This is a genomic window from Streptomyces sp. MS06, assembly GCF_047200655.1.
GTDB lineage: Bacteria > Actinomycetota > Actinomycetes > Streptomycetales > Streptomycetaceae > Streptomyces.
Map to the genome: position 1 here is coordinate 1 of NZ_JBJZOJ010000090.1, position 25,161 is coordinate 25,161.

Sequence of the window (25,161 nt, forward strand, 5' to 3'; positions counted from 1 at the left end):
GGTGCAGGATGGACCCATGGTCAGCTCCGCACACCGGGCCCTCGACGGCTTCTCCCCCGCCACCCGCGGCTGGTTCACGGGCGCCTTCTCGGCGCCCACGCCGGCCCAGGCCGGGGCGTGGCAGGCCCTCGGGGCCGGCTCGGACGTGCTGGTGGTCGCCCCGACCGGTTCCGGAAAGACGCTCGCCGCGTTCCTCGCGGCTCTGGACCAGTTGGCCTCGGCACCCCCTCCGGCCGAGGCGAAGAAGCGCTGCCGCGTGCTGTACGTGTCCCCGCTCAAGGCACTCGCCGTCGACGTGGAACGCAACCTCCGCAGCCCCCTGACCGGTATCCGCCAGGAGTCCGTCCGGCTGGGGCTGCCCGAGCCGGAGGTGAAGGTCGCCATCCGCTCCGGCGACACCCCGGCGTCCGAGCGCCGCGCCCTGTCCACCCGCCCTCCGGACATCCTGATCACCACACCCGAGTCCCTGTTCCTGATGCTGACGTCGGCGGCCCGGGACGCGCTGGCCGGCGTCGAGACGGTGATCCTGGACGAGGTGCACGCGGTCGCGGGCACCAAGCGCGGCGCCCACCTCGCCCTCTCGCTGGAGCGGCTGGACGAGCTCCTGCCGCGGCCGGCCCGCCGCATCGGCCTGTCGGCGACCGTGCGCCCCGTCGACGAAGTGGCCCGCTTCCTGTCCCCGCGCCGCACGGTCGAGATCGTCCAGCCGGAGTCCGGCAAGGAGTTCGACCTCTCCGTCGTGGTCCCGGTCGAGGACCTGGGCGAGCTCGGCGGATCCCCGGTCGCCGACGGCGGCGAGGGAACCGAGCGCCCGTCGATCTGGCCGCATGTCGAGGAGCGGATCACCGACCTGGTGCAGGCCCACCGCTCCACGATCGTGTTCGCCAACTCGCGCCGTCTCGCGGAGCGGCTGTGCAACCGGCTCAACGAGATCGCGTACGAGCGGGCCACCGGTGAGCCCCTGGACGAGCACCACGCCCCCGCCGAGCTCATGGGGGGCTCGGGCTCCGCCCAGGGCGCGCCAGCCGTGATCGCGCGGGCCCACCACGGCTCGGTCTCCAAGGAGCAGCGGGCCCTGGTGGAGGAGGACCTCAAGGCGGGCCGCCTGCCCGCCGTGGTGGCCACCTCCAGCCTGGAACTGGGCATCGACATGGGCGCCGTCGACCTGGTCGTCCAGGTGGAGTCGCCGCCGTCGGTGGCTTCCGGGCTCCAGCGCGTCGGCCGCGCGGGCCACCAGGTGGGCGCGGTGTCCACGGGTGTGGTGTTCCCGAAGTACCGGGGCGACCTGGTCCAGTCGGCCGTGGTCACGGAGCGGATGCGCACCGGCGCCATCGAGTCGCTCAGGATCCCGGCGAACCCGCTGGACGTGCTCGCCCAGCAGCTCGTCGCGATGACGTCGCTGGACTCCTGGCAGGTCGACGACCTGCTGGCCACGGTGCGGCGGGCGGCCCCGTTCGCCGCACTGCCCGACTCGGCCTTCACCGCGGTACTCGACATGCTCGCCGGGCGCTACCCGTCCGACGCCTTCGCCGAGCTGCGCCCACGCGTGGTGTGGGACCGCGTCACCGGCACGGTCACCGGGCGCCCCGGTGCGCAGCGGCTCGCCGTGACCTCCGGCGGCACGATCCCCGACCGTGGCCTGTTCGGTGTGTTCCTCGCCGGATCCGATCCGAAGAAGGGCGGAGGCCGGGTCGGTGAGCTCGACGAGGAGATGGTCTACGAGTCCCGGGTCGGCGACGTCTTCACACTCGGCACCAGTTCCTGGCGCATCGAGGACATCACCCGTGACCGGGTCCTGGTCTCCCCCGCGCCGGGCGTCCCGGGGCGCCTGCCCTTCTGGAAGGGCGACCAGCTGGGCCGGCCGCTGGAACTGGGCCGTGCGGTGGGCGCCTTCCTCCGGGAGGTCGGCTCCCTGCCTCGGGACGACGCCCGGCTGCGCCTGCTGACCGCCGGACTCGACGCCTGGGCCGCGGACAACGTGCTGGCCTATCTCGACGAGCAGCGGCAGGCCTGCGGCCACGTCCCGGACGACCGCACCATCGTCGTGGAGCGTTTCCGCGACGAGCTGGGCGACTGGCGGATCGTCGTGCACTCGCCCTTCGGCGCCCAGGTCCACGCCCCCTGGGCGCTCGCGCTGGGGGCCCGCCTGTCAGAGCGGTACGGCATGGACGCCCAGGTGATGCACGCCGACGACGGCATCGTGCTGCGCCTGCCGGATGCCGACCTGATGGGCCTGGACCTGCTGGACCAGGAGCCGACGAGGGCGGGCACCGAGTACGACAGCGAGCAGGCCCCGGTGGGTGCGGCCGACGTCGTCTTCGACAAGGGCGAGGTCGACCAGGTCGTCACTGACCAGGTGGGCGGCTCCGCGCTGTTCGCGTCCAGGTTCCGCGAGTGCGCCGCCCGCGCCCTGCTGCTGCCGCGACGCAACCCCGGCCGGCGCACCCCGCTGTGGCAGCAGCGCCAGCGGGCCGCTCAGCTTCTGGAGGTGGCCGGGGAGTACGGCTCGTTCCCGATCGTGCTCGAAGCGGTCCGGGAGTGCCTGCAGGACGTCTTCGACCTGCCGGGACTCGTCGAGCTGATGGGCGATCTGGAATCCCGCAGGGTACGTCTGGTCGAGGTCACCACCCCCGAGCCGTCCCCCTTCGCGCGGTCGCTGCTGTTCGGCTACGTCGCCCAGTTCCTGTACGAGGGCGACTCGCCGCTCGCCGAGCGCCGGGCCGCCGCGCTGTCACTGGACTCCCGGCTGCTCGCGGAGCTGCTCGGCCAGGCCGAGCTGCGCGAACTCCTGGACGCCGAGGTGCTGTCCGAGCTGGAGCGGGAGCTGCAGTGGCGCACCGAGGACCGCCGCGTGAAGGATGCCGAGGGCGTCGCCGACGTGCTGCGCCTGCTCGGACCGCTCACGGAGGGCGAGCTGGCCGAGCGGGGCGCCGATCCCACGTGGCCCCGGGAGCTGGCCGCCGCCCGCCGGGTCATCCGGGTCCGTGTCGCGGGGGCCGACCACTGGGCGGTGGTCGAGGACGCCGGCCGGCTGCGCGACGCCCTCGGCACGGCGCTGCCGGTCGGTGTCCCGGAGGCCTTCACGGAACCGGTCAAGGACCCGCTGGGCGACCTGCTCGCGCGGTACGCTCGCACACACGGCCCGTTCACTTCGGCCACGGCCGCCGCCCGGTTCGGCCTCGGCGTGGCGGTCACCGAGGGGGCCCTGCGGCGACTGGCCGCGGCCGGACGCGTGGTGCAGGGCGAGTTCCACCCCGCGGGCATCGGCCAGGAGTGGTGTGACGCGGCCGTACTGCGCCGTCTGCGCCGGCGTTCGCTGGCTGCGCTGCGGCAGGAGGTGGAGCCGGTGCCGCCGGCCGCGCTGGCCCAGTTCCTGCCGCAGTGGCAGCACATCGGCGGGGGGCACTCACTGCGCGGCACCGACGGCCTGGTGCGCGCCGTCGAGCAGTTGCAGGGTGCCTCGGTGCCCGCATCCGCGCTGGAGAAGCTGGTCCTGCCGTCCCGTGTCCGGGACTACGCCCCCGCGATGCTCGACGAACTCACCGCCGCCGGTGAGGTGGTGTGGGCCGGCGCGGGTGCACTGCCCGGCAAGGACGGCTGGATCTCCCTGTACCTCGCGGACGCGGCTCCGCTGCTGCTGCCGGAACCGCACCCGCTGGAGCCGGGGCCCCTGCACCGCGCCGTCCTGGACGTCCTGTCCGGGGGCTACGGCATGTTCTTCCGCCAGATCGCCGACCAGGTCCGCGCCGCCGCGCACCCCGAGGCGACCGATCCCCAACTGGCCGACGTGCTGTGGGAGCTGGCCTGGTCGGGCCGGCTCACCAACGACACACTCGCGCCGATGCGCTCCCTGCTCGGTTCGGGGCGCACCGCGGGTGCCACGGCCCATCGCGCCAAGCGCGCGGTGCCGCGCGGCCGCTACGGCTCGCTGACCGGCGCCGCCCGCGCCACCTCCCGCAGCGGCCCGCCGACCGTTGCCGGCCGCTGGTCGCTGCTCCCTGCACCGGAGTCCGACCGCACGGTCCGCGCGCACGCTCTGGCCCGCACGCTGCTGGACCGGCACGGTGTGGTGACCCGGGGCGCCGTCGCCGCGGAGGGCGTGGAGGGCGGCTTCTCCGCGACGTACCGGATCCTGTCCGCCTTCGAGGAGAGCGGGCAGGCCCGTCGCGGGTACGTGGTGGAAGGGCTGGGCGCCGCCCAGTTCGCGATGGACGGCGCGGTGGACCGGCTGCGGGCCGTGGCCAACGCGCGCGAGCGCGGCGAGGGGGATGCGGCTCCGGTCCCCGCCGGCGGTCCCGCCCCGTCGCGAAGGACGAGCACGCCCCCGGCGTCCGCCGGCCGCTCCTCCGCCGGCGGACGGGCGGACGGGGCCGAGGTGCCCGGGCTCCCCGACTTCCCGGAGTTCCCGGAGTTCACCTACCCGGCCGGCGACGACTCCCCCACCGCGCCGGGCCGGTACGGCTCCTCCCGCCACCCGGCCTCGCCGAGTGGCGGTCCGCGGGGCGAGGCGGGTTCCGCCCTCGGGGCCGGGCTCCCGTACGGGCCGGGTGCCGCGGGCCGCCGGCCGCGCCAGGGGTACGCGTCCCGAGCGGTGGTCCTCGCCGCGGCCGACCCCGCGAGCGCCTACGGCGCCGCCCTTCCCTGGCCCGAGCCCCCGACCGGCGCCGGACACAAACCGGGCCGCAAGGCGGGGTCCCTGGTGGTTCTCGTCGACGGCGAGCTCACTCTCTACCTGGAGCGCGGCGGCAAGACGCTGCTGGCCTGGCCCGGGGACCCGGACACCGCGCTCGAGGACGACACCCGGCTGCAGGTCGCCTCCGAGGCGCTCGCGGACGCGGCCCGCGCGGGCTCGCTCGGCTCGGTCACCGTGGAGCGCGTCAACGGCGCCTCGGCCCTGACCTCGCCGTTCGGCTCACTCCTGGAAGGCGCGGGCTTCGTCGCCACTCCGCGGGGCCTGAGACTCAGGCCGTGACGGGCGCCCGGGCCCGCGGCGCCGCGGGGTGCGCGGGCCCGCGGTGTCGGCCGTGCCACCCTTGACGCATGCCCGAAGGAGACACGGTCTGGCAGGCCGCGAGGCGTCTGCACGAGGCGCTCGCGGGCGAGGTGCTGACCCGCAGCGACCTGCGGGTGCCCCGCTACGCCACGGTCGACCTCACCCGCCGTGCCGTAATGGACGTCACGGCACGCGGCAAGCACCTCATGACACGCGTCGAGGGCGGCCTGACGCTGCACTCGCACCTCAAGATGGAAGGGGCGTGGAAGGTCTTCGCGAACGGTCGGCGCTGGACGGGCGGCCCGGCGCACCAGATCCGGGCGGTGCTGGGCGTCGCGGACCGCACGGCCGTCGGCTACCGGCTCCCCGTGCTCGACCTGCTGCGCACCGCCGACGAGAGCCGCGTGGTGGGCCATCTGGGGCCCGACCTGCTGGGGCCGGACTGGGATCCCGAGCGCGCCCTGGCCAACGTGCTCGGCGACCCCGCGCGCCCGCTCGGCGAGGCGCTGCTCGACCAGCGGAATCTGGCCGGTATCGGCAACGTCTACAAGAGCGAGCTCTGCTTCCTGCTCGGCGTCACCCCGTGGCTCCCGGTGGGCGCGCTGCCCACCGAGCGCGCGGCGCATCTGCCGGTGCTCGCCAGGAGCCTCCTCGAGGCGAACCGGGACCGGCCCGTGCGCACCACGACCGGGAGGCGCGGTCAGGACCTGTTCGTGTACGGCCGTGCGCCCCGTCCCTGCCTGCGCTGCGGCACCTCGGTCCGGCTGGCCGACCAGGGTGACGGTTCCCGCGAGCGGCCGACGTACTGGTGTCCGGCCTGCCAGACGGGACCGGCCCCCGGCCCGAGCGCTTCCGGTGGACCGCGCCGCCGCCCGGCCGGGTGAGGGCCGACGCACCTCGCGGCCGGAGCGGACACAGGGGACACGGGGCGCAGCCGGCCCGGCTCGCGTCAGCCGCCACCGCCCTGACCAGCCTCGCCCCGGACCACCCGGACCACCCAGACCACCCGGGCCACCCGGGCCACCCGCGCCTCGGAGCACCCGGGCAACGCAACGTTCAGTCCGCTTGCCCCGGGTCCCGATCGGGGCGACCGCCGTGCCCCTGCTCGGCTGACCGGTACCCCGCCCGCCAGGCGTCCCGCCACCGGCCCGCCCCCAGCGCCCCCGCGGCCCGTGCCCTCGGCATGCAGTGCACCGGCAGCAGGCTGATCCCCCACCCACCTGCGGCGACCGCGCCTTCCCACGCCCCCGACTCCGGGGAGAGCGCGAGCCGCAGCACGGCCCACCACCACACCGCCCCGAAGCCGATCGCGGCCCCCCAGCGCACTGCCCGCCCCGTCATGGCCGCCACCTCCAGCCGGACGCTAGATCACCGCTCTGACGGGCGGAAAGAGCGCACGCGCGGCACACGGGCGCACCACCGTGGCAGCCGCAGCCGCCGGCCTCCTGGCAGCGGCTCTCAGCTGTTGGCTCTCAGCTGTTCTCGGCCTGGAACATCCAGCGGTGCTTCTCGAGATCCGCGGTGACCTGGATGAAGATGTCCTGGCTGACGGGGTCCGCGTCCTCGGTCGCAGTCACCCTCTCGCGCATCCGGGTGACGACCGCGCCGAGAGCGTCGACGAGCGTGCCCACGGCGTCCGCATCCCTGACCCAGCCCTCGCTCACGGCCCCGATGCCGCTGCTCGCGGCCACCGTCGCGGCACGCCCGTCAGGCGAGACCCCCAGGGCCGAGGCACGCTCCGCCACGGTGTCGGAGTGGGTGCGCGCCGAGTCCACCACCTCGTCGAGCTGGAGGTGGACGGACCGGAAGCGGGGGCCCACGACGTTCCAGTGCACCTGCTTGGCGACCAGTCCCAGGTCCACCAGGTCGACGAGGGCGCCCTGCAGCGCCTCGGCCACGGTCTTGAGGTCCGTGTCGGACAGGGAGCTCTTCACGACGTACATCCGTGCCTCCATCGGGTCACCGGTCGTGCCCTCCACGATGACCGCACCTGTCGGGACCGGCAAACGGACCACAGCGGGCGGCCCGGAAACGGGAGAGGCCCCTGCCGGGCCCCGGGTCTCCCCGGAGCGGGCCCGGCAGGGGCCTCACTGTCGCTGTCAGCGCCGCGCGCGGATCAGGCGGCGACGACGTCCACCGCTTCGGCGGGCGCCTTGATGGTCACCCGTTCCGGTGGCACACCGGTCACCGATACGGAGCCCAGCATCGGACGCACCGGCGTGGATACCGGCTCGCTGGGGGTGGCCGCGGCAGACTGGGCCAGCTCGGCGAGGGCGAGTTCGTCGCTCACTTCCCGCATGAGCTCGGACATCCGTACGTCCAGCGCGTCGCAGATGGCGGAGAGCAGTTCGGAGGAAGCCTCCTTCTGCCCCCGCTCCACCTCGGAGAGATAGCCGAGCGAGACTCGGGCGGAGGAGGAGACTTCGCGCAGAGTACGGCCCTGGCGCTGGCGCTGCCGACGCAGCACGTCACCCAGCAGGCGACGGAGCAGAATCATCGGTGGCTCCCTCCTCGGACCGCGTAACCGCATCCTTCACGCCCCACCGTACCGCCTTGCGCCGCGGCCGTGCGGGGAGCGATGTCGTGTTCACTCAGGGCTGCAAACATCAAAACCCCCCGTTCTGTTCCGTATCCTGTGCCCGCTCATTCCCGGTCTGTTCGCCCGCAAGCTCCCGCAGAAGCAGTGCGAGTACGCTCCGTACACTCTCCATACGGATTTCCGCCCGGTCGCCGTTCAACCTCAGCAGCTGCACTTTTCCGCCACGGGCGGAACCCCGTCCGGGACCCGACGGACCGTCCAGGGCGACGAAGACCGTGCCCACCGGCTGCCCGTCCTGCGGTTCCGGGCCGGCGACGCCGGTCGTGGCGATTCCCCAGTCGGCACCCAGCCGTTCGCGTACTCCGCTCGCCATCAGGGCCGCGACCTCGGCGTCCACGGCTCCGCAGGCGGCCAGCAGGGAGGCGTCGACACCGAGCAGCCGGTGCTTGAGGTCGGTGGCGTACGCCGTCACCGATCCGCGGAACACCCGCGAGGCCCCGGGCACCGAGGTGATCTCCGCGGCGACGAGTCCACCCGTCAGCGACTCGGCGACGGCTACCGTCTCGCCCCTCACCCTCAGTAGTCGCACGACGTCGGCTGCCGCGGAACTCACGCCTCGTTCTCCTCCGTCACGGCCCGGCGCTCGGCGATTCCCCGTCGACGCAGCACAACGGCCTGTCTCACGTAGTCCAGCCCCGTCGCCACGGTCAGCACGACGGCTGCGGCCATCACCCACCACCTCAGGGTGGCCAGCCACCCCGTCAGCGCCAGGACGTACATCCCGACGGCGACCCCCTGGGTGAGCGTCTTCAGCTTGCCGCCGCGGCTGGCGGGGATGACGCCGTAGCGAATGACCAGAAAACGCATCAGAGTGATGCCGAGTTCCCGGCCGAGGATCACGACCGTGACCCACCAGGGCAGATCACCGAGGGCGGAAAGGCAGATCAGCGCCGCTCCCATGATCGCTTTGTCGGCGATGGGGTCGGCGATCTTCCCGAAGTCGGTGACCAGGTCGTACGTACGCGCCAGGTGCCCGTCGAACAGGTCGGTGATCATGGCGATGGCGAAGGCCGCCCAGGCGAGCGAGCGCCAGGCCGGGTCGTAGCCGCCGTCGGCGAGCATCAGTACGACGAAGCCCGGCACCAGGACGAGCCGGAGCATGGTCAGCAGGTTGGCGATGTTCCAGATGCTCGCCTGGTTCACCGCCGCGGCCGTGATCTTCCCGCCGCGTGCCGCCCTCGCGTCGCCCTGCGGGTCGGCCCCGCCGTCGACGCTCGCAGCGCCGGCGGGGTGCGTGCCGCTCCGCGGACCGGAGCCGGGGGCGGCGGTCATGCCGTTCTGCGTGTCGGCGCCGCGTCCCGCACCGGGACGGCGTGGGCCGTCGGGCGCGGCTGCCGCGCCGTCCGCCCGTGGGGTGCCGCCCGCCGCGGACGCCGGGACACCGGTCATCTGCCCGCCTCCTCGTGGGACGCCAACGGCTCGGCCACCAGGTCGACCCCCTCCGTGGCTACCACCTTCGCCTCGACCATACGGCCGACGGCCAAACCCTCGCCGCTGGTGAACAGCACCTGCCCGTCGGTCTCGGGCGCCTGGTGGGCAGCCCGGCCCCGGCTCCCCTCGTCCGGGTCCACCGACTCCACCAGCGCCGTCACGGTCTGGCCGACGCGTTCCTCGGCGCGCTGCGAGACCAGTTCCTCGGCAAGCCGGGAGACCCGTGCCAGCCGCTCCGCGACCACGTCCTCGGACAGCTTGCCGTCGTAGCGGGCCGCCTCGGTGCCCTCCTCGTCCGAGTAGCCGAAGACGCCGATGGCGTCCAGCCGCGCGTGGTTGAGGAAACGCTCCAGCTCGGCGAGATCGGCCTCCGTCTCGCCGGGGAAACCGACGATGAAGTTGGAGCGCACGCCCGCTTCGGGAGCCTTGCCGCGGATCGTGTCGAGCAGTTCCAGGAAGCCGTCGGTGTCGCCGAAGCGGCGCATGGCGCGCAGCACGCCGGGCGCGGAGTGCTGGAAGGACAGGTCGAAGTACGGAGCGACGTTCGGAGTGGAGGTGAGCACGTCGATGAGACCGGGACGCATCTCCGCGGGCTGGAGGTAGCTGACGCGCACCCGTTCGATCCCGTCGACCTCCGCCAGCTCCGGCAGCAGCGACTCCAGCAGGCGGATGTCGCCGAGGTCCTTGCCGTAGGAGGTGTTGTTCTCGGAGACCAGCATGATCTCCTTCACGCCCTGCCCCGCCAGCCAGCGGGTCTCGTTGAGGACGTCACTGGGGCGGCGGGAGATGAAGGAGCCGCGGAAGGACGGGATCGCGCAGAAGGAGCAGCGCCGGTCGCAGCCGGAGGCCAGCTTCACGGAGGCGACCGGAGCCCCGTCCAGCCGGCGGCGCAACGGCGCACGGGGACCGGAGGCCGGGGCGAGGCCTTCGGGCAGGTCGGCCGGCGCGTGCCCCGGCAGTGCCACGTCGGCGGCGGACTCCTGTCGTTCCGCCGGGCTGATCGGCAGCAGCTTGCGCCGGTCGCGCGGGGTGTGGGAGGCGTGGACGCCGCCGGACAGGATGGTCTGCAGGCGATCGGAGATGTGGGTGTAGTCGTCGAAGCCGAGCACGCCGTCCGCCTCCGGAAGGGCCTGTGCGAGCTCCTTCCCGTACCGCTCGGCCATGCAGCCCACCGCCACGACGGCCTGGGTTCTGCCGTGGTCCTTGAGGTCGTTGGCCTCCAGCAGGGCGTCCACGGAGTCCTTCTTGGCGGCCTCGACGAAACCGCAGGTGTTCACGACGGCCACGTCGGCGTGCGAGGCGTCCTCGACGAGTTGCCAGCCGTCCGCCTCCAGACGGCCTGCGAGCTCCTCCGAGTCCACCTCGTTACGGGCGCAGCCAAGGGTGACGAGTGCGACGGTACGGCGTTCAGGCATGGGCTCAAGACTACTTCGTCCCGCTGACACCCCACGTCTACGGGGTTGGCCCGTCCTGGCCAACCCCGTACGACACGCCCCGGACGTACCAACCCGGGGGAATGCGCTCAGCCGACCTGCGGGTCGCCCTTGGTGTAGGTCAGACGTTCCACGGCTCCCGGCTGGAAGTCGTCGTCGATCTTCTTGCCGTTGACGTACAGCTGTACGGCGCCGGCGTCCCCGAGGACCAGGTTGATCTTCGAGCTGTCCTGGAAGGTCTTCGACTGCCCCTTCTTGAGCACGCCGTCGAAGAGGAGCCGGCCGTTGTGGTCCTTGGCGGAGATCCAACTGCGTCCGTCCACCGCGCTCACCCGGACGGTCACCTTGTCCTGGGGGGCGGCGGCGATGGCGCTGTCGGAGGGGGCGGGCGTCGCGTCGGCGGGCTTGTCGCTCTTGGGCGTGGCCGTGGCGGACTCGCTGGTGGCGGGGGTGGCGCCGCCCTGGGCCACCGGGTCCTTCGCGCTGCCGTCGCCGCCGCCCTTGACGACGGTGAACCCGACGAAGCCGATCACGACGACGATCGCGGCGACCATGGCCGCGGTCCAGTTCGGCCCGCGCCGCTCGGGGCGGATGCGTTCCGCCTCGAACAGCGGCGCCGTGGGCGACGTCGGCGTGGGACGCCCGCCGTGCTCGGCGTCGTACTGGGCGATCAGCGGTGCGGGATCGAGGTGGACGGCCTTGGCGAGGGTTCGGAGGTGGCCGCGCGCGTAGACGTCGCCGCCGCACGGAGCGAAGTCGTCCGCCTCGATCGCCTGCACGATCGCGATACGGACACGGGTGGCGTTGGTGACGTCGTCGACGGTCAATCCGGCGGCGATACGTGCCTGTTGCAGGGCACGACCGACGGAGAGACCGGGTTCCTCGCGCTCGTCTTCGAACGGACGCTCGTCTTCAGGGGAGTTACCGATGGACACGGGGGCGCCTTTCGAGCGTGTAGCCACCTGTGCTGAAGGTTCAGTCTAGGGGGAGTGCAAAAGGGTCGGGCAACCGGGCGGTACGACTTTGTACGCCATCGGAATGGCCGGGCACTCCGACGGCGGGTCAGCCACGTCCCCCGGTCGGGGAGCCGCGCCTGCCCTGTCGCTCAACTTGACGTGCGGTGAGGGGAAACGGTTGCTCAATGATCTCTAACGGGTGAGTCACGGCCGATCCCTCCCTGGGTCCCTGGCGCCCCCCGACGAAGGGGCCTACCCTTCAGCCTCCCCGCGAAGTACCGCCAGCACTCCGTCCAGCTCGTCGGCCTTCACAAGAACGTCACGTGCCTTGGAGCCCTCGCTGGGCCCCACGATGTTCCGGGACTCCATCAGGTCCATCAACCGTCCGGCCTTGGCGAAGCCCACGCGCAGCTTGCGCTGGAGCATGGACGTCGACCCGAACTGGGTGGAGACGACCAGTTCGGCCGCCTGGCAGAGCAGGTCGAGGTCGTCGCCGATGTCCTCGTCGATCTCCTTCTTCTGCTTGGTCCCGACGACGACGTCGTCCCGGAAGACGGGCGCCATCTGGTCCTTGCAGTGCCGGACGACCGCGGCGACCTCCTCCTCGGTGACGAACGCACCCTGCATACGGGTCGGCTTGTTCGCGCCCATCGGCAGGAACAGCCCGTCGCCCTTGCCGATCAGCTTCTCGGCGCCCTGCTGGTCGAGGATGACCCGCGAGTCGGCGAGCGAGGAGGTGGCGAAGGCGAGCCGGGAGGGCACGTTCGCCTTGATCAGGCCGGTGACGACGTCGACCGACGGCCGCTGGGTGGCGAGCACCAGGTGGATACCGGCCGCGCGGGCGAGCTGCGTGATGCGCACGATGGCGTCCTCGACGTCCCGCGGTGCCACCATCATCAGGTCCGCGAGCTCGTCGACGATGACCAGCAGGTACGGGTAGGGCTGGAGCTCCCGCTCGCTGCCCTCCGGGGCCTCGACCTTCCCCTCCCGCACGGCGCGGTTGAAGTCGTCGATGTGCCGGTAGCCGTAGGCGGCGAGGTCGTCGTAGCGCAGGTCCATCTCGCGCACCACCCACTGCAGCGCCTCGGCGGCGCGCTTGGGATTGGTGATGATCGGGGTGATCAGGTGCGGGACGCCCTCGTAGACGGTCAGCTCGACCCGCTTGGGGTCGACCAGGATCATCCGGACGTCCTCGGGCGTGGCCCGCATCAGGATCGACGTGATCAGGCAGTTGATGCAGGACGACTTGCCGGACCCGGTGGCACCGGCGACCAGCATGTGCGGCATCTTCGCCAGCGAGTGCATGACGTAGCCGCCCTCGACGTCCTTGCCGAAGGCCACCAGCATCGGATCGTCGTCCTCCGCGGACTCCGCGAGGCGCAGTACGTCGCCGAGGTTGACCATCTCCCGGTCGGTGTTCGGGATCTCGATGCCGACCGCGGACTTGCCGGGGATCGGGCTGATGATCCGCACGTCGGGGCTGGCGACGGCGTAGGCGATGTTCTTGGTGAGCGCGGTGATCCGCTCGACCTTCACGGCCGGGCCGAGCTCCACCTCGTAGCGGGTGACCGTCGGGCCGCGGGTGAAGCCGGTGACCCGGGCGTCGACCTTGAACTCGGTGAAGACGGTGGTGAGCGAGTCCACGACGGCGTCGTTGGCGGCGCTGCGGGCCTTGCCGGGGCCGCCGCGGGTCAGCAGGTCGAGCGACGGCAGCGCGTAGGTGATGTCGCCGGACAGCTGGAGCTGCTCGGCCCGCGGCGGAAGGTCGCGGGGCGCGGAGGGCGGGGCCTTGGTGAGGTCGGGGACCTCCGCCTTGCCGGGCGTGTCCTGCCGGGCGCGGGCGCCGGGAACGGGTGTGGGCGTGGTGTCCGCGGTGTCGGAGCGGTCGCCGCCGCGCACACCGTGGGTGAGGTCGGCGACGAGCGGCGAGGGCGGCATGCCGTGCAGCACGGCGCCGTCGAGGTCCGCCGCGGCGGCCGCGGCGACGTCCACCGAGTCCCGCCGCCGGTCCGCGGCCGGCTGCGGCACGGCGGAGCGCCTGGGACGGCCCCGGCGCTGGGCGAGGGCCTCCTGCTCCGCGTTGTCCGGGTCGTACTCCCGCGCGGCGCCGGAGCGCCGGCGGGTCCGGCCGGGAAGCGACTCGCGCCACTGCTCGTCGTAGCGCTCGTCGTCGGCGGAGTCCCCTTGGTACTCGGCGTCGGCGTCCGGGTCGTGGACGATACCCAGCCTCGTCCCCAGCATGCGCAGCCGCTGCGGGACGGCGTTCACCGGCGTGGCGGTCACCACCAGCAGCCCGAAGACGGTCAGCAGCACCAGCAGGGGAACGGCGAGGACCTCGGTCATGGTGTACGTCAGGGGGGTCGCGGCGGCCCAGCCGATGAGGCCGCCGGCGTCCCGTATGGCCTGCATTCCGTCGCTGCGGGCGGGCGAGCCGCAGGCGATGTGGACCTGCCCGAGCACACCCACGAGGAGCGCGGACAGACCGATCACGATGCGACCGTTGGCCTCGGGTTGCTCCGGGTGCCGGATGAAGCGGGCGGCGATCACCGCGAGCAGCACCGGCACCAGCAGGTCGAGGCGGCCGAATGCTCCGGTGACCAGGATCTCGACCAGGTCTCCGACCGGGCCCTTCAGGTCGGCCCAGGTCCCCGCGGCGACGATCAGCGCGAGCGCGAGCAGCAGCAGCGCGACGCCGTCCTTGCGGTGCGCCGGGTCGAGGTTCCTGGCCCCCTGCCCTATGCCGCGGAACACGGCGCCGACGGCGTGTGCCGCTCCGAGCCACAGCGCCCTGACCAGCCGGTAGACGCCCCCGGTCGGACTGGGGGCCGGTTTGGGCGCGGCCTTCTTCGCGGGCGCCTTCCTGGCGGGCGCCTTCCCGGCCGATGCCTTCTTGGCCGGCGCCTTCTTCGCGGCGGCCTTCTTCGTCGCGGCCTTCGCGGGAGCGGCCGCCTTCTTGGCTGGCTGCTTCTTGGCTGCGGAGGGACGTGAGGCCATGGGTGTGAGGTTACCGGGAGGGACGGCAACGGACACGCGTGCCGGAGGCTTCACCCGTTCGTGTCGCCCTTGCGGTGGCACGGAAGTGACGCGCGCTCAGCCGCGTACCCGCCCGGGACACCTCAGCTCTGCGCGGTCACCGAGGCGCCACCGCCGCCCGACCCGGGCTCCAAGGCGTCGAGCGCACGGCGCAGACCGGTCAGTTTGCGCTCCAGGTGCGCCGCCGTGGCCACCGCCGCCGCGTCCGCCGCCTCGTCGTCGAGCTGCTTGGACAACGCCTCCGCCTGCTCCTCGACGGCCGCGAGCCGCGCGGAGAGTTCGGCGAGGAGCCCGGCCGACTCCTTGCCGCCGGCGTCCGCCTTGTCGCCGCCGTCCAGTTGGAGCCGGAGCAGTGCCGCCTGCTCACGCAGCTGGCAGTTCTTCATGTAGAGCTCGACGAACACCGAGACCTTGGCCCGCAGCACCCACGGGTCGAACGGCTTGGAGATGTAGTCGACCGCGCCCGCCGCATAACCGCGGAAGGTGTGGTGCGGGCCGTGGTTGATCGCGGTGAGGAAGATGATCGGGATGTCCCGGGTCCGCTCCCGCCGTTTGATGTGCGCGGCGGTCTCGAAGCCGTCCATGCCCGGCATCTGGACGTCCAGCAGAATGACCGCGAAATCGTCCGTGAGCAGTGCTTTGAGTGCTTCCTCCCCGGACGATGCCCGCACCAGTGTCTGATCGAGCGCGGAGAGGATCGCCTCCAGCGCCAGCAGATTCTCCGGCCGGTCATCGACCAGGAGGATCTTGGCCTTCTGCACCATGGCCCGCCCTCCTCGCCCCGGCATGGGGCCTCCCCTGTCCACAGGACTCGGGGAAGCACCGGCGGGTGCCTCCCCAGGGGACGACTCCCTTACGCCGCCCGTCCTCGTGCCGGTCATCGTAGCCGCACCCCGCTTGTCGACACACCCTGTCACCGTGATGTCACTGTGCACGTAGCAGAAACGTAGTGGGCGACCGGAAGGTTCCCACAATCCCGCACTTCTACACGGTCAGGAACACGCCGTGTCGGCGACTTCGCGCACATCCCCGCCGTTCACTCCACTCCCATCCACTGTTCCATGACCGACAGCAGGTGGTCGGGGTCGACCGGCTTGGTCACGTAGTCCGAGGCACCGCACTCGATCGCCTTCTCCCGGTCGCCCTTCATCGCCTTCGCGGTCAGCGCGATGATCGGCAGGCCCGAGAACTGCGGCATCCGCCGGATCGCCGTGGTCGTGGCGTACCCGTCCATCTCGGGCATCATGATGTCCATCAGCACGACCGCCACGTCGTCGTGCTGTTCCAGGACCTCGATGCCCTCCCGGCCGTTCTCCGCGTACAGCACGGACAGGCCGTGCTGCTCCAGGACGCTGGTCAGAGCGAACACGTTCCGGATGTCGTCGTCGACGATGAGCACTTTCCGGCCACCGAAGCGGATGCCCGAGTAGCTCGGCGGAGTCGCCTCCTGCTGCTCGGCCGACCACTGCTGCTCCGGCTGCGCGGAGAGCTCCGACTGCCGCCGGGTTCCCCCGGTGATCGCCCGGCGGCGGAGCCGGAACAGCGCCGCGGGCCCGTTCTGCGTCTCCCGGTAGGACTGCACCTCGGCCGGCGTCTCGATCTCGACACCCGACAGCTCGGGCAACTCCAGTTCCCTGGCCGCCACCAGGTCGCCGGCCTCCAGCGCGGGCATGGGCTGCTGGTACCCCTGCGGCGGCAGCTCGCTCGGGTGCAGCGGCAGGTACAGCGTGAACGTGGATCCCCGCGACGGCTCGCTCTGCGCATGGATCTCGCCACCGAGCAGTTGGGCGATCTCCCGCGAGATCGACAGGCCGAGGCCGGTACCGCCGTACTTGCGGCTGGTGGTGCCGTCGGCCTGCTTGAACGCCTCGAAGATCACCCGCATCTTGCTGCCGGCGATGCCGATGCCGGTGTCGGTCACCGAGAAGGCGATGAGCGGCGCGTCGGCATCGCGGAGCGAGCCGGCCTCCAGCAGCTGCTCACGGATCGCCTGCGGCACGTCCGCCCCCGCCGGCCGGATCACCAGTTCCACCGAGCCCGAGTCGGTGAACTTCACGGCGTTGGAGAGGAGGTTGCGCAGGACCTGCAGCAGCCGCTGCTCGTCCGTGTGCAGGGTGGCCGGCAGCTCGGGAGACACCCGTACCGAGAGGTCCAGGCCCTTCTCCGCGGTCAGCGGACGGAAGGTGGCCTCCACGTAGTCGACGAGCTGGACGAGCGCGATGCGGGTCGGGGAGACGTCCATCTTGCCCGCCTCCACCTTCGACAGGTCGAGGATGTCGTTGATGAGCTGGAGCAGGTCGGAACCGGCGCCGTGGATGGTCTCGGCGAACTCGACCTGCTTCGGCGAGAGGTTCCCCTCCGCGTTGTCGGCGAGCAGTTTGGCCAGGATGAGCAGGGAGTTGAGCGGTGTACGCAGCTCGTGCGACATGTTGGCCAGGAATTCGCTCTTGTAGCGCATCGACACGGCGAGCTGCTCGGCACGCTCCTCCAGGACCTGCCGCGCCTCCTCGATCTCGGTGTTCTTCACCTCGATGTCGCGGTTCTGCCGGGCCAGCAGCTCGGCCTTCTCCTCGAGTTCCGCGTTGGACGCCTGCAGCGCCTTCTGCCGCTGCTCCAACTCCGCCGACCGCTCACGCAGTTGCTCGGTCAGCTCCTGCGACTGCTTCAGCAGCTGCTCGGTCTTGGTGTTGACCGAGATGGTGTTGACGCTCGTCGCGATCATCTCGGCGATCTGGTTCAGGAAGTCCTTCTGGATCTGCGTGAAGGGCGTGAAGGAGGCCAGCTCGATCACCCCGAGGACCTTGCCCTCGAACAGCACCGGAAGCACGATCACCTGGGCGGGCGGCGCCTCGCCGAGGCCGGAGGAGATCTTCAGGTAGCCGCTCGGCGCGTTCTCCACCAGGATCGTGCGCTTCTCCTCCGCGGCCGTCCCGACCAGCGCCTCTCCGGGAGCGAACGAGGTCGGCATGGAGCCCATCGAGTACCCGTACGAGCCGAGCATGCGCAGCTCGTACCGGTCCTGCCCGTCCTCCCCCACGTCGGCGCCGTCGACCGGCGACATCGCGACGAAGAAGGCGCCGTGCTGCGCGGACACCACCGGCGTCAGCTCACTCATGATCAGGGAGGCGACGTCCTCCAGGTCGCGACGCCCCTGCATCAGCGCCGAGATCCGCGCCAGGTTGCCCTTGAGCCAGTCCTGCTCCTTGTTGGCGATCGTGGTGTCGCGCAGGTTGGCGATCATCTTGTTGATGTAGTCCTGCAGCTCCTGGATCTCGCCGGAGGCATCGACGTCGATCTTCAGGTTGAGGTCGCCGCGGGTCACCGCCGTCGCGACGCGGGCGATGGCACGCACCTGCCGGGTCAGGTTCCCGGCCATCTCGTTCACCGACTCGGTGAGGTCGCGCCAGGTCCCGTCGACGTCCCGCACCCGCGCCTGCCCGCCGAGCTGGCCCTCGGTGCCCACCTCGCGGGCGACCCTGGTGACCTCTTCCGCGAAGGACGACAACTGGTCGACCATCGTGTTGATCGTCGTCTTGAGTTCGAGGATCTCGCCCCGGGCGTCGATGTCGATCTTCTTCGTCAGGTCGCCCTTGGCGATGGCCGTGGTGACCATGGCGATGTTGCGCACCTGGCCGGTCAGGTTGGACGCCATCTGGTTCACCGACTCGGTGAGGTCCTTCCAGGTGCCTGCCACCCCCGGGACGTGTGCCTGCCCACCGAGGATGCCGTCCGTGCCCACCTCGCGAGCCACCTTGGTGACCTGCTCGGCGAACGAGCTCAGCGTCTTCACCATGGTGTTGATGGTGTCGGCGAGCTGCGCGACCTCGCCGCGCGCCTCGATCGTGACCTGCCGGGTCAGGTCGCCGTTGGCGACCGCGGCCGACACCTGGGAGATGTTTCGCACCTGCGTGGTCAGGTTCTTCGCCATCAGGTTGACGTTGTCGCTGAGGTCCTTCCAGATACCCGTGACACCGGGCACGTGGGCCTGACCGCCCAGGATGCCCTCGGTACCCACCTCGCGGGCCACCCGGGTCACCTGCTCGGCGAACGAGGAGAGCTGGTCGACCATCGTGTTGACGGTGGTCACCAGCTCGAGGATCTCCCCCTTGGCATCGACGGTGATCTTCTTCGACAGGTCGCCCCGCGCGACCGCGGTGGTGACCTCGGCGATCGAGCGCACCTGGAGGGTCAGGTTGTTCGCCATCCCGTTGACGGACTGCGTGAGGTCCTTCCAGGTGCCCGAGACCCCCTGCACCTCCGCCTGACCGCCCAGGATGCCCTCGGTACCCACCTCGCGGGCCACCCGGGTGACCTCCTGGGCGAAGGAGGAGAGCTGGTCCACCATGGTGTTCAGCGTGTTCTTCAGTTCCAGGATCTCGCCGCGCGCGTCCACGGTGATCTTCTGGGACAGGTCGCCCCGCGCCACCGCGGTCGCGACCTGGGCGATGTTGCGCACCTGCGCGGTGAGGTTGCCGGCCATGCCGTTCACCGAGTCGGTCAGGTCCCGCCACACCCCGGCCACGCCCGGTACCTGCGCCTGGCCGCCCAGCCGCCCGTCGGTGCCCACCTCGCGGGCGACCCGGGTCACCTGGTCGGCGAACGCGGACAGCTGGTCGACCATCGTGTTGATGGTGTTCTTCAGCTCCAGGATCTCGCCGCGCGCGTCGACGTCGATCTTCTGGGACAGGTCGCCCCGCGCCACCGCAGTGGTGACCTGCGCGATCTGCCGCACCTGGGAGGTGAGGTTGCCGGCCATGAAGTTGACGGAGTCGGTGAGTTCCTTCCAGGTGCCCGACACGCCGTCCACCCGGGCCTGACCGCCCAGCCGGCCCTCGGTGCCCACGTCCCGGGCCATCCGGGTCACCTGGTCCGCGAACGACGACAGCTGGTCCACCATCGTGTTCACGGTGTTCTTCAGCTGGAGCATCTCGCCGGAGACGTCCACCGTGACCTTCTGCGACAGGTCCCCGTTGGCCACCGCGGTCGTCACCTGGGCGATGTTCCTCACCTGACCGGTGAGATTCCGGAACGCCGTGTTGACGGAGTCCGTCAGGTCCTTCCACGTGCCGGCGGCGCCCGACACCTGTGCCTGGCCGCCCAGCTCGCCCTCGACGCCGACCTCCCGCGCCACCCGCGTCACCTCGGCGCCGAACGCCGACAGCTGGTCCACCATCCCGTTGACGGTGTTCTTCAGCTCCAGCATCTCGCCCGCGACGTCCACCGTGACCTTCTGCGACAGGTCACCGTTGGCCACCGCGGTCGTCACCGCGGCGATGTCGCGGACCTGCGTGGTCAGGTTCCGGAACACCGTGTTGACGGAGTCCGTCAGGTCCTTCCAGGTGCCCGCCGCGCCCGGCACGTTCGCCTGCCCGCCGAGCCGCCCCTCGGCGCCGACCTCGTTGGCCACCCGGGTGACCTCGTCGGCGAAGATCCTCAGCGTCTCGGTCATCTGGTTGATCGTGTCGGCGAGCTGCGCGACCTCGCCGCGCGCCGGCACGGTCACCTTCCGCGACAGGTCACCGTTGGCGACCGCCGTGGTCACCTCGGAGATCCCGCGCACCTGCGCGGTCAGGTTGCCGGCCATGGTGTTGACGGAGTCGGTGAGTTCCTTCCAGACGCCGTCCACCCCCGGCACCTGCGCCTGGCCTCCCAGGATGCCCTCGGTGCCCACCTCGCGGGCGACCCGGGTCACCTCCGAGGAGAAGGCCGAGAGCTGGTCCACCATCGTGTTGACGGTGTTCTTCAGCTCCAGCATCTCGCCGGCGACGTGGACCGTCACCTTGCGTGACAGGTCGCCCTTGGCCACCGCCGTGGTCACCAGGGCGATGTCCCGCACCTGCGCGGTCAGCCGCGAGGCCATGGTGTTGACGGAGTCCGTGAGGTCCTTCCACGAACCGGACAGCCCGCGGACCCGCGCCTGCCCGCCCAGCTTGCCCTCGGTGCCGACCTCGCTGGCCACCCGGGTGACCTCGTCGGTGAAGGTGGACAGCTGGTCGACCAGGTTGTTGACGGTCCGGGCGACCTTCAGGAACTCGCCGCGCAGCGGGTGCCCGGCCCCTTCGGGCGCGAGCGTCCGCAGCTCCATGCGGGGCGACAGATCGCCCTCGGCCACCGCGGAGAGAACCCGGCTCACCTCGGACACCGGCCGCACCAGATCGTCGACCAGCGCGTTGGAGGCGTCGATGGCCGCAGCCCAGGACCCTTCGCAGGCGCCCGTTTCCAGCCGCTCTGTGAGCTTTCCCTCACGGCCCACCATGCGCCGCACCCGCGACAACTCACCCGTGAGGTGGAGATTGCGGTCGGCGACCTCGTTGAAGACCGCCGCGATCTCCGACATCACTCCGTCGCCGGACACCGTGAGCCGCCTGCGGAAGTTCCCCTCGCGCATGGCCGCCAGAGCCGCCAGCAGGCGGTTCAGGGCAGCCGTGTCCACCACCGTGGTGCCGTTGCGCGGCTTGCGCTCGCGTGGCTGGGACTGTCCGCCCTTCGCGCGCGCCTTCGTGCCCCGCGTCGCTGCGCCAGACTCCACTGTGTCCCTCCCGCAGGGGTCGACCGATACTGCTGTGCTCACCGTGCCGGGCACGGCGGCCGCACTGCCACCACCGCCCGGCACGCCGGGTGCCATCGTGCTTCCCGGCCCGACGGCGCCGGACCACGCGGAGGAGCGGCTGCCCGCCCTCCGGGGAGGACGCCCGCCCTGCCCGCACCTACAAACAGAAGCCTGCCCAGTGTTTCACCCTCACCGAACCAGGCCATAACAGTTCGGCAGCTTCGCACATCGTCCGCACACCCTCCGGACGGAAACACGGGCGTCCGGCATCCGCATGGACCGCGAAGGTAAGTAACCTTGCATGCGGCTGTCCAGCCGCGCCGGTCCGCCCGGCCTGGGCGGTGGCAGGAGCACGAGCGGGCATCGGAGGGGCGGCCGCACACATGACCACCGGACTGATCCCTGGGGAGCAGCCCCCGGAACCCGGGCCGACGGGTGCCCGGCCACCGCACCAGCGGAGCGGGCCCGACGACCGGGCAGCCCAGCACGTCGACGACCGGCCGAGGAGTCCAGTGATCACCGCGCGCGCGGCTGCCAGCTTCGAGCCCGTCGGGCGATCCGTCGCGACCGCTCGCTCCTTCGTCCGGGACACTCTCCAGGGCTGGGGCTTCGCCGACATCGTCGACGACGCCGTGGTCCTCACCAGCGAGCTGGTCACCAACGCCGTGGTGCACGCGGGCACCCACGCGGACGTGCTGTGCCTGCGCAGCGAGGACGGCGTACGCGTCGAGGTCGCCGACCGCTACCCCGAACGGGAGATCCCGCTCCAGGGTCCGGCGGTGACGATGGGCAACCTGGACCGCGAAGGCGGTCGGGGACTCCAGTTGTGCGCGGCCCTGGCAAGCCGGTGGGGCGTGGAGTACGCGCCCACGCACAAGAATGTCTGGTTCCAGCTGGCCCTGCCGGAGCGCCCGGTGGGCACCCGTACCGCGGGGCCGGCCCTGCCCGCGCATCTGCTGCCGCTCGCCGACGGCCGGGTTCGGGTCGCGGTGGTGCAGATCGACCGGGCCGGCACCGTCACGGCGTGGAACGAGGACGCGGAGGACCTCTTCGGATACGCCGCGGACCAGGTCACCGGGAAGCCGCTGACCGACCTGGCGGCCTGGCCGCACACCCCGGGCACCGGCACAGGCGTCGCCGAGGCACTCCGGCTCTCCCGCTGGGAGGGCAGCTACGGCATCCGCGCCGCCAACGGCCGGGTCATCCCCGTGTACGCCTCCCACCTGCGGGTCCGCGACACCGGTGGGGAGCCCTCGACGGTCTGTCTCCTGGTACGGGACCACGAGCGGGCGGTGCTGCAGACACCGCTGCGCACCCCGGCCTCCGACCCGGCCGGTTCCGTCGACGGCCAGAACACCGACCCGTTCGAGACGTTCATCGGGTCGCCGGCCCCGGACGACCTGGACGGCCTGCTGCAGCGCACGGTGGAGCGCGCTCGCGACATGCTCGACGGCGACTCCGCCTTCCTGCTGCTCGCCACCGACGACGAGACGGAGCTCGAGGTCCGTGCCTCCACCGGGCTGCCTTCCGCCCGGCAGCGGTTCGCACGCGTGCCGGTCGAGGCGGGTCCCGGCCGGTACGGCTCGGCGCGGATGCCGGCCGTCCACGAGGACCTCACCGCCGTACCGGGCGCCGTACCGCTGCTGAACAGCACCGGCATGCGCTCGGTGGTCACCGTCCCGCTGAAGGTGGAGGGACGCCTCACCGGTTCCCTCGGCGTCGCGGCCGAGGGCCCGGGCCGGTACTCGAACGAGGAGGCGCTGCGCCTGCAGTTCGCGGCGGACCGGATCGCGCTGGCCGTGGAGTCGGCGCGGCTGGGTGAGCTGGAGCGGCTGCGCCGCGGCTCCCTCAGCTTCCTCGTCGAGGCCTCGGACCTGCTGGCCGGCACTCTCGACCGCGACCAGACGCTGGCCCTGATGGCGCAGATGACGGTCCCCACGCTGGCCACCTGGTGCGCCGTCTACACGATCGCCGACCAGGCCTCCGACCCCTATCTGTCGTACGTCCTGCACGAGGACGAGGAACTCATCGACGGCATCAAGTCCCTGCTGTCCAAGATCCCGCCGCCGGACCCGGTACCGACTCCGGGTGCCCGGGTGTGGTCCGCACCGGCCGAGGCGGCGCACCAGGCGGCGCTGCGCACCTCGATGCGCAGTCTCGGCCTGAGCGGTGGCCCGATCCATCAGATCTCCTCCTCGATGGGGCCTGCGCTCACCGTCGCCACCGCGGTCGGCGGGGAGACGGTCGTGCTGCCGCTGGTCGCCCGGAACCGCGTCATCGGCATGCTCACGCTCGGCAAGCCCACCGACGACCACTTCCGCCAGGAGATCCTCGAACTGGCCGAGGACCTGTCCCGACGGGCCGCCCTGGCGCTGGACAACGCCCGCCTGTACTCGGAGCGCACCGCCATCAGCCAGTCGCTGCAGCGCAGCCTGCTGCCGCCGGAGCTGCCGGCCGTGGGCGGGGTCGAGGTGGAGGTCATCTACCGCGCGGCCGGCGAGGGCAACGAGGTCGGCGGTGACTTCTACGACCTCTTCCCGATCAGCGACGGCGCCTACGGCTTCGCCATCGGTGACGTCTGCGGTACGGGTCCGAACGCGGCCGCGGTGACCGGGCTGGCCCGGCATGCGCTCAGGCTGCTGGCCCGGGAGGGGCTGAGCGGCCCGGCGGTGCTCGAGCGGTTGAACTCGGCGATCCTCGACGAGGGCGCCCGCAGCCGCTTCCTGACGCTCCTTTACGGCGAGATGCGCCCGCAGGAGGACGGCAGCGCGGAGCTCAAGGTGGTCTGCGCGGGGCATCCGCTGCCTCTGCGGCTGCGCCAGGACGGCACGGTCGAGGCGGCCGCGGAGCCGCAGCCGCTGCTGGGTGTCATGGACGACCTCGAACTGTACGAGCAGCACGTGACCCTCGACCCGGGCGATGTCCTGCTGTGCGTCACGGACGGTGTGACGGAGCGTCGGGAGGGGACCCGCATGCTGGGTGACGACGGCCTCGCCGACGTCCTGACGACCTGCACGGGGCTCACGGCGGGCGCTGTCGCGGCCCGGATCATGCGCGCCGTGGAGCGTTTCGCCTCGGATGCTCCGTCCGACGACATGGCGATTCTGGCGATGCGGGTCCCGGAGGTTCACAAGGACTGAGACCGACCGGGATGTGAGGGCCGGCGGCGGCCGTCATTCCGGCCGCGATTCCGGGCATGAAAAAGGCCCCACCCGATGGGTGGGGCCTTTTCCGTCGGAGCCCCCAAACGGAATCGAACCGTTGACCTTCTCCTTACCATGGAGACGCTCTGCCGACTGAGCTATAGGGGCCTGTCGCGCTTTCGGGGATTTCCCCGTGGCAACGCAGTAGATCATACCCGGAAGGAGCCGGGTTCCCAAATTCGCTCTCGCCGGGTTCAGAACGCCGGCTGGAGCAGACCGCCGAGGCTGTTGCACGCGGACACGATGCGCTGCATGTCCCGTTTCGTCAGCGCGGCGTCCACGGGAAGCGCGAGTGTCTGCTCGGCGGCCAGCTCGGTCTCGGGGAGTGCCACGCAGCGCCGGAACTCCGGCAGCCGGTGCACCGGTGTCTTCACCGGGACACGGCAGTCGACTCCCCGGCCGCGGAGGGTGCGTGCGAAGGCGTCGCGGTCCGGGCGGCCGTTGCCGGGAACCCGGACGACGTACTGCTGGTAGCAGTGTCCGTCGCCTTCGTCGGGAACCTGCACGCCACGCAGTCGGGTGTCCAGGTAGGCGGCGCGCTGCCGGCGTTGGGCCACGTCGTCGTAGGGCACTTCCCGTTCCGACTGGTCCAGTACGAGCAGGTGTCGCAACTCCGCGAGCCGGCACAGCCGGGCGAGGTCGGCTCGCCGTCCGAAGCGGTGGACGACCACGACGGCCGCCGTGCGCGCGGTCACCGCGGCGTCGACGGCGTCAGGGTCCAGGCAGTACGTCACCGGGTCTATGTCCGCGAAGACCGGTAGCGCACCCGTCCGGGTCACGGCCTCGGCGACCTCCACGTTCCCGAAAGCCGGCACGACGACCTCGTCACCGAAACCGACGCCGGCTGCTCTGAGCATGGCAGCAGTACCCATGCGGAGCATGGTGGTGGCGGCACGTGAACTCGGAGTGAAGTGGAACGGAAAAAGGTCGGACCCGGAACAGAAGTTCCGGGTCCGACCTCTT

The 25,161-nt window shown here is 71.7% G+C and carries 14 protein-coding genes and 1 tRNA gene; 3 read left to right on the forward strand and 12 right to left on the reverse strand.

Going from position 1 to position 25,161, the window contains the following annotated elements; genetic code table 11:
* The first annotated feature begins 16 nt into the window (after positions 1-16).
* On the forward strand, positions 17-4,972 hold the full coding sequence (locus ACL02U_RS31020; RefSeq protein WP_412794326.1) for an ATP-dependent helicase: 4,956 nt from the start codon (positions 17-19) through the stop codon (positions 4,970-4,972).
* Between the two features lie 68 nt (positions 4,973-5,040).
* Complete coding sequence (locus tag ACL02U_RS31025) at positions 5,041-5,877, forward strand: DNA-formamidopyrimidine glycosylase family protein (protein WP_412794327.1); 837 nt, start codon at positions 5,041-5,043, stop codon at positions 5,875-5,877.
* A gap of 172 nt (positions 5,878-6,049) precedes the next feature.
* Here the strand turns inward: ACL02U_RS31025 and ACL02U_RS31030 are convergent, their stop codons facing one another.
* The 10 genes from ACL02U_RS31030 to ACL02U_RS31075 form a co-directional block, all read right to left on the reverse strand.
* A complete protein-coding gene (locus ACL02U_RS31030) occupies positions 6,050-6,334 on the reverse strand; it encodes a hypothetical protein (RefSeq protein WP_412794328.1) in 285 nt (94 codons plus the stop codon).
* Positions 6,335-6,465: 131 nt separating this feature from the next.
* Positions 6,466-6,936 carry a Dps family protein gene (locus ACL02U_RS31035; RefSeq protein WP_412794337.1) on the reverse strand — a complete coding sequence of 157 codons (471 nt, stop codon included), beginning with the start codon at positions 6,934-6,936 and terminating at the stop codon, positions 6,466-6,468.
* Positions 6,937-7,109: 173 nt separating this feature from the next.
* Positions 7,110-7,490: a helix-turn-helix domain-containing protein gene (locus tag ACL02U_RS31040; RefSeq protein WP_363289930.1), complete on the reverse strand. Its 381-nt coding sequence runs from the start codon at positions 7,488-7,490 to the stop codon at positions 7,110-7,112.
* Between the two features lie 109 nt (positions 7,491-7,599).
* Complete coding sequence (locus tag ACL02U_RS31045; protein ID WP_412794329.1) at positions 7,600-8,145, reverse strand: CinA family protein; 546 nt, start codon at positions 8,143-8,145, stop codon at positions 7,600-7,602.
* On the reverse strand, positions 8,142-8,981 hold the full coding sequence (pgsA, locus tag ACL02U_RS31050; RefSeq protein WP_412794330.1) for a CDP-diacylglycerol--glycerol-3-phosphate 3-phosphatidyltransferase: 840 nt from the start codon (positions 8,979-8,981) through the stop codon (positions 8,142-8,144). Before pgsA ends, ACL02U_RS31045 begins: the two co-directional genes overlap by 4 nt.
* Positions 8,978-10,438: a 30S ribosomal protein S12 methylthiotransferase RimO gene (gene rimO, locus ACL02U_RS31055; protein WP_412794331.1), complete on the reverse strand. Its 1,461-nt coding sequence runs from the start codon at positions 10,436-10,438 to the stop codon at positions 8,978-8,980. The genes pgsA and rimO overlap by 4 nt, the downstream gene beginning before the upstream one ends.
* Positions 10,439-10,545: 107 nt before the next feature.
* Entirely contained in the window at positions 10,546-11,391 is an 846-nt protein-coding gene (locus ACL02U_RS31060) for a helix-turn-helix domain-containing protein (RefSeq protein WP_412794332.1), read from the reverse strand.
* Positions 11,392-11,664: 273 nt separating this feature from the next.
* Positions 11,665-14,406 (reverse strand): DNA translocase FtsK, encoded by a 2,742-nt coding sequence (locus tag ACL02U_RS31065; protein WP_412794333.1) that lies wholly within the window; start codon positions 14,404-14,406, stop codon positions 11,665-11,667.
* A gap of 122 nt (positions 14,407-14,528) precedes the next feature.
* Complete coding sequence (locus ACL02U_RS31070) at positions 14,529-15,209, reverse strand: two-component system response regulator (RefSeq protein ID WP_412794334.1); 681 nt, start codon at positions 15,207-15,209, stop codon at positions 14,529-14,531.
* Positions 15,210-15,481: 272 nt separating this feature from the next.
* On the reverse strand, positions 15,482-20,974 hold the full coding sequence (locus ACL02U_RS31075) for a HAMP domain-containing protein (RefSeq protein ID WP_412794335.1): 5,493 nt from the start codon (positions 20,972-20,974) through the stop codon (positions 15,482-15,484).
* A 404-nt stretch (positions 20,975-21,378) separates the two neighbouring features.
* Between ACL02U_RS31075 and ACL02U_RS31080 the strand changes: the two genes are divergently transcribed.
* Positions 21,379-24,135, forward strand: a complete 2,757-nt coding sequence (locus tag ACL02U_RS31080; protein ID WP_412794336.1) for a SpoIIE family protein phosphatase — start codon at positions 21,379-21,381, stop codon at positions 24,133-24,135.
* Between the two features lie 98 nt (positions 24,136-24,233).
* On the opposite strand, the gene ACL02U_RS31085 is transcribed toward ACL02U_RS31080, so the two are convergent.
* Both ACL02U_RS31085 and ACL02U_RS31090 read right to left on the reverse strand, forming a co-directional pair.
* Positions 24,234-24,306 (reverse strand) — tRNA-Thr (locus tag ACL02U_RS31085).
* A gap of 86 nt (positions 24,307-24,392) precedes the next feature.
* Entirely contained in the window at positions 24,393-25,055 is a 663-nt protein-coding gene (locus tag ACL02U_RS31090) for a DegT/DnrJ/EryC1/StrS family aminotransferase (RefSeq protein WP_412794338.1), read from the reverse strand.
* Positions 25,056-25,161: the final 106 nt, after the last annotated feature.

Coding starts and splice junctions, on each gene's coding strand:
- ACL02U_RS31020 (WP_412794326.1), top strand. CDS start 17: ATGGTCAGCTCCGCACACCGGGCCCTCGACGGCTTCTCCCCCGCCACC.
- ACL02U_RS31025 (WP_412794327.1), top strand. CDS start 5,041: ATGCCCGAAGGAGACACGGTCTGGCAGGCCGCGAGGCGTCTGCACGAG.
- ACL02U_RS31030 (WP_412794328.1), bottom strand. CDS start 6,334: ATGACGGGGCGGGCAGTGCGCTGGGGGGCCGCGATCGGCTTCGGGGCG.
- ACL02U_RS31035 (WP_412794337.1), bottom strand. CDS start 6,936: ATGTACGTCGTGAAGAGCTCCCTGTCCGACACGGACCTCAAGACCGTG.
- ACL02U_RS31040 (WP_363289930.1), bottom strand. CDS start 7,490: ATGATTCTGCTCCGTCGCCTGCTGGGTGACGTGCTGCGTCGGCAGCGC.
- pgsA (WP_412794330.1), bottom strand. CDS start 8,981: ATGACCGGTGTCCCGGCGTCCGCGGCGGGCGGCACCCCACGGGCGGAC.
- rimO (WP_412794331.1), bottom strand. CDS start 10,438: ATGCCTGAACGCCGTACCGTCGCACTCGTCACCCTTGGCTGCGCCCGT.
- ACL02U_RS31065 (WP_412794333.1), bottom strand. CDS start 14,406: ATGGCCTCACGTCCCTCCGCAGCCAAGAAGCAGCCAGCCAAGAAGGCG.
- ACL02U_RS31070 (WP_412794334.1), bottom strand. CDS start 15,209: ATGGTGCAGAAGGCCAAGATCCTCCTGGTCGATGACCGGCCGGAGAAT.
- ACL02U_RS31080 (WP_412794336.1), top strand. CDS start 21,379: ATGACCACCGGACTGATCCCTGGGGAGCAGCCCCCGGAACCCGGGCCG.
- ACL02U_RS31090 (WP_412794338.1), bottom strand. CDS start 25,055: ATGCTCAGAGCAGCCGGCGTCGGTTTCGGTGACGAGGTCGTCGTGCCG.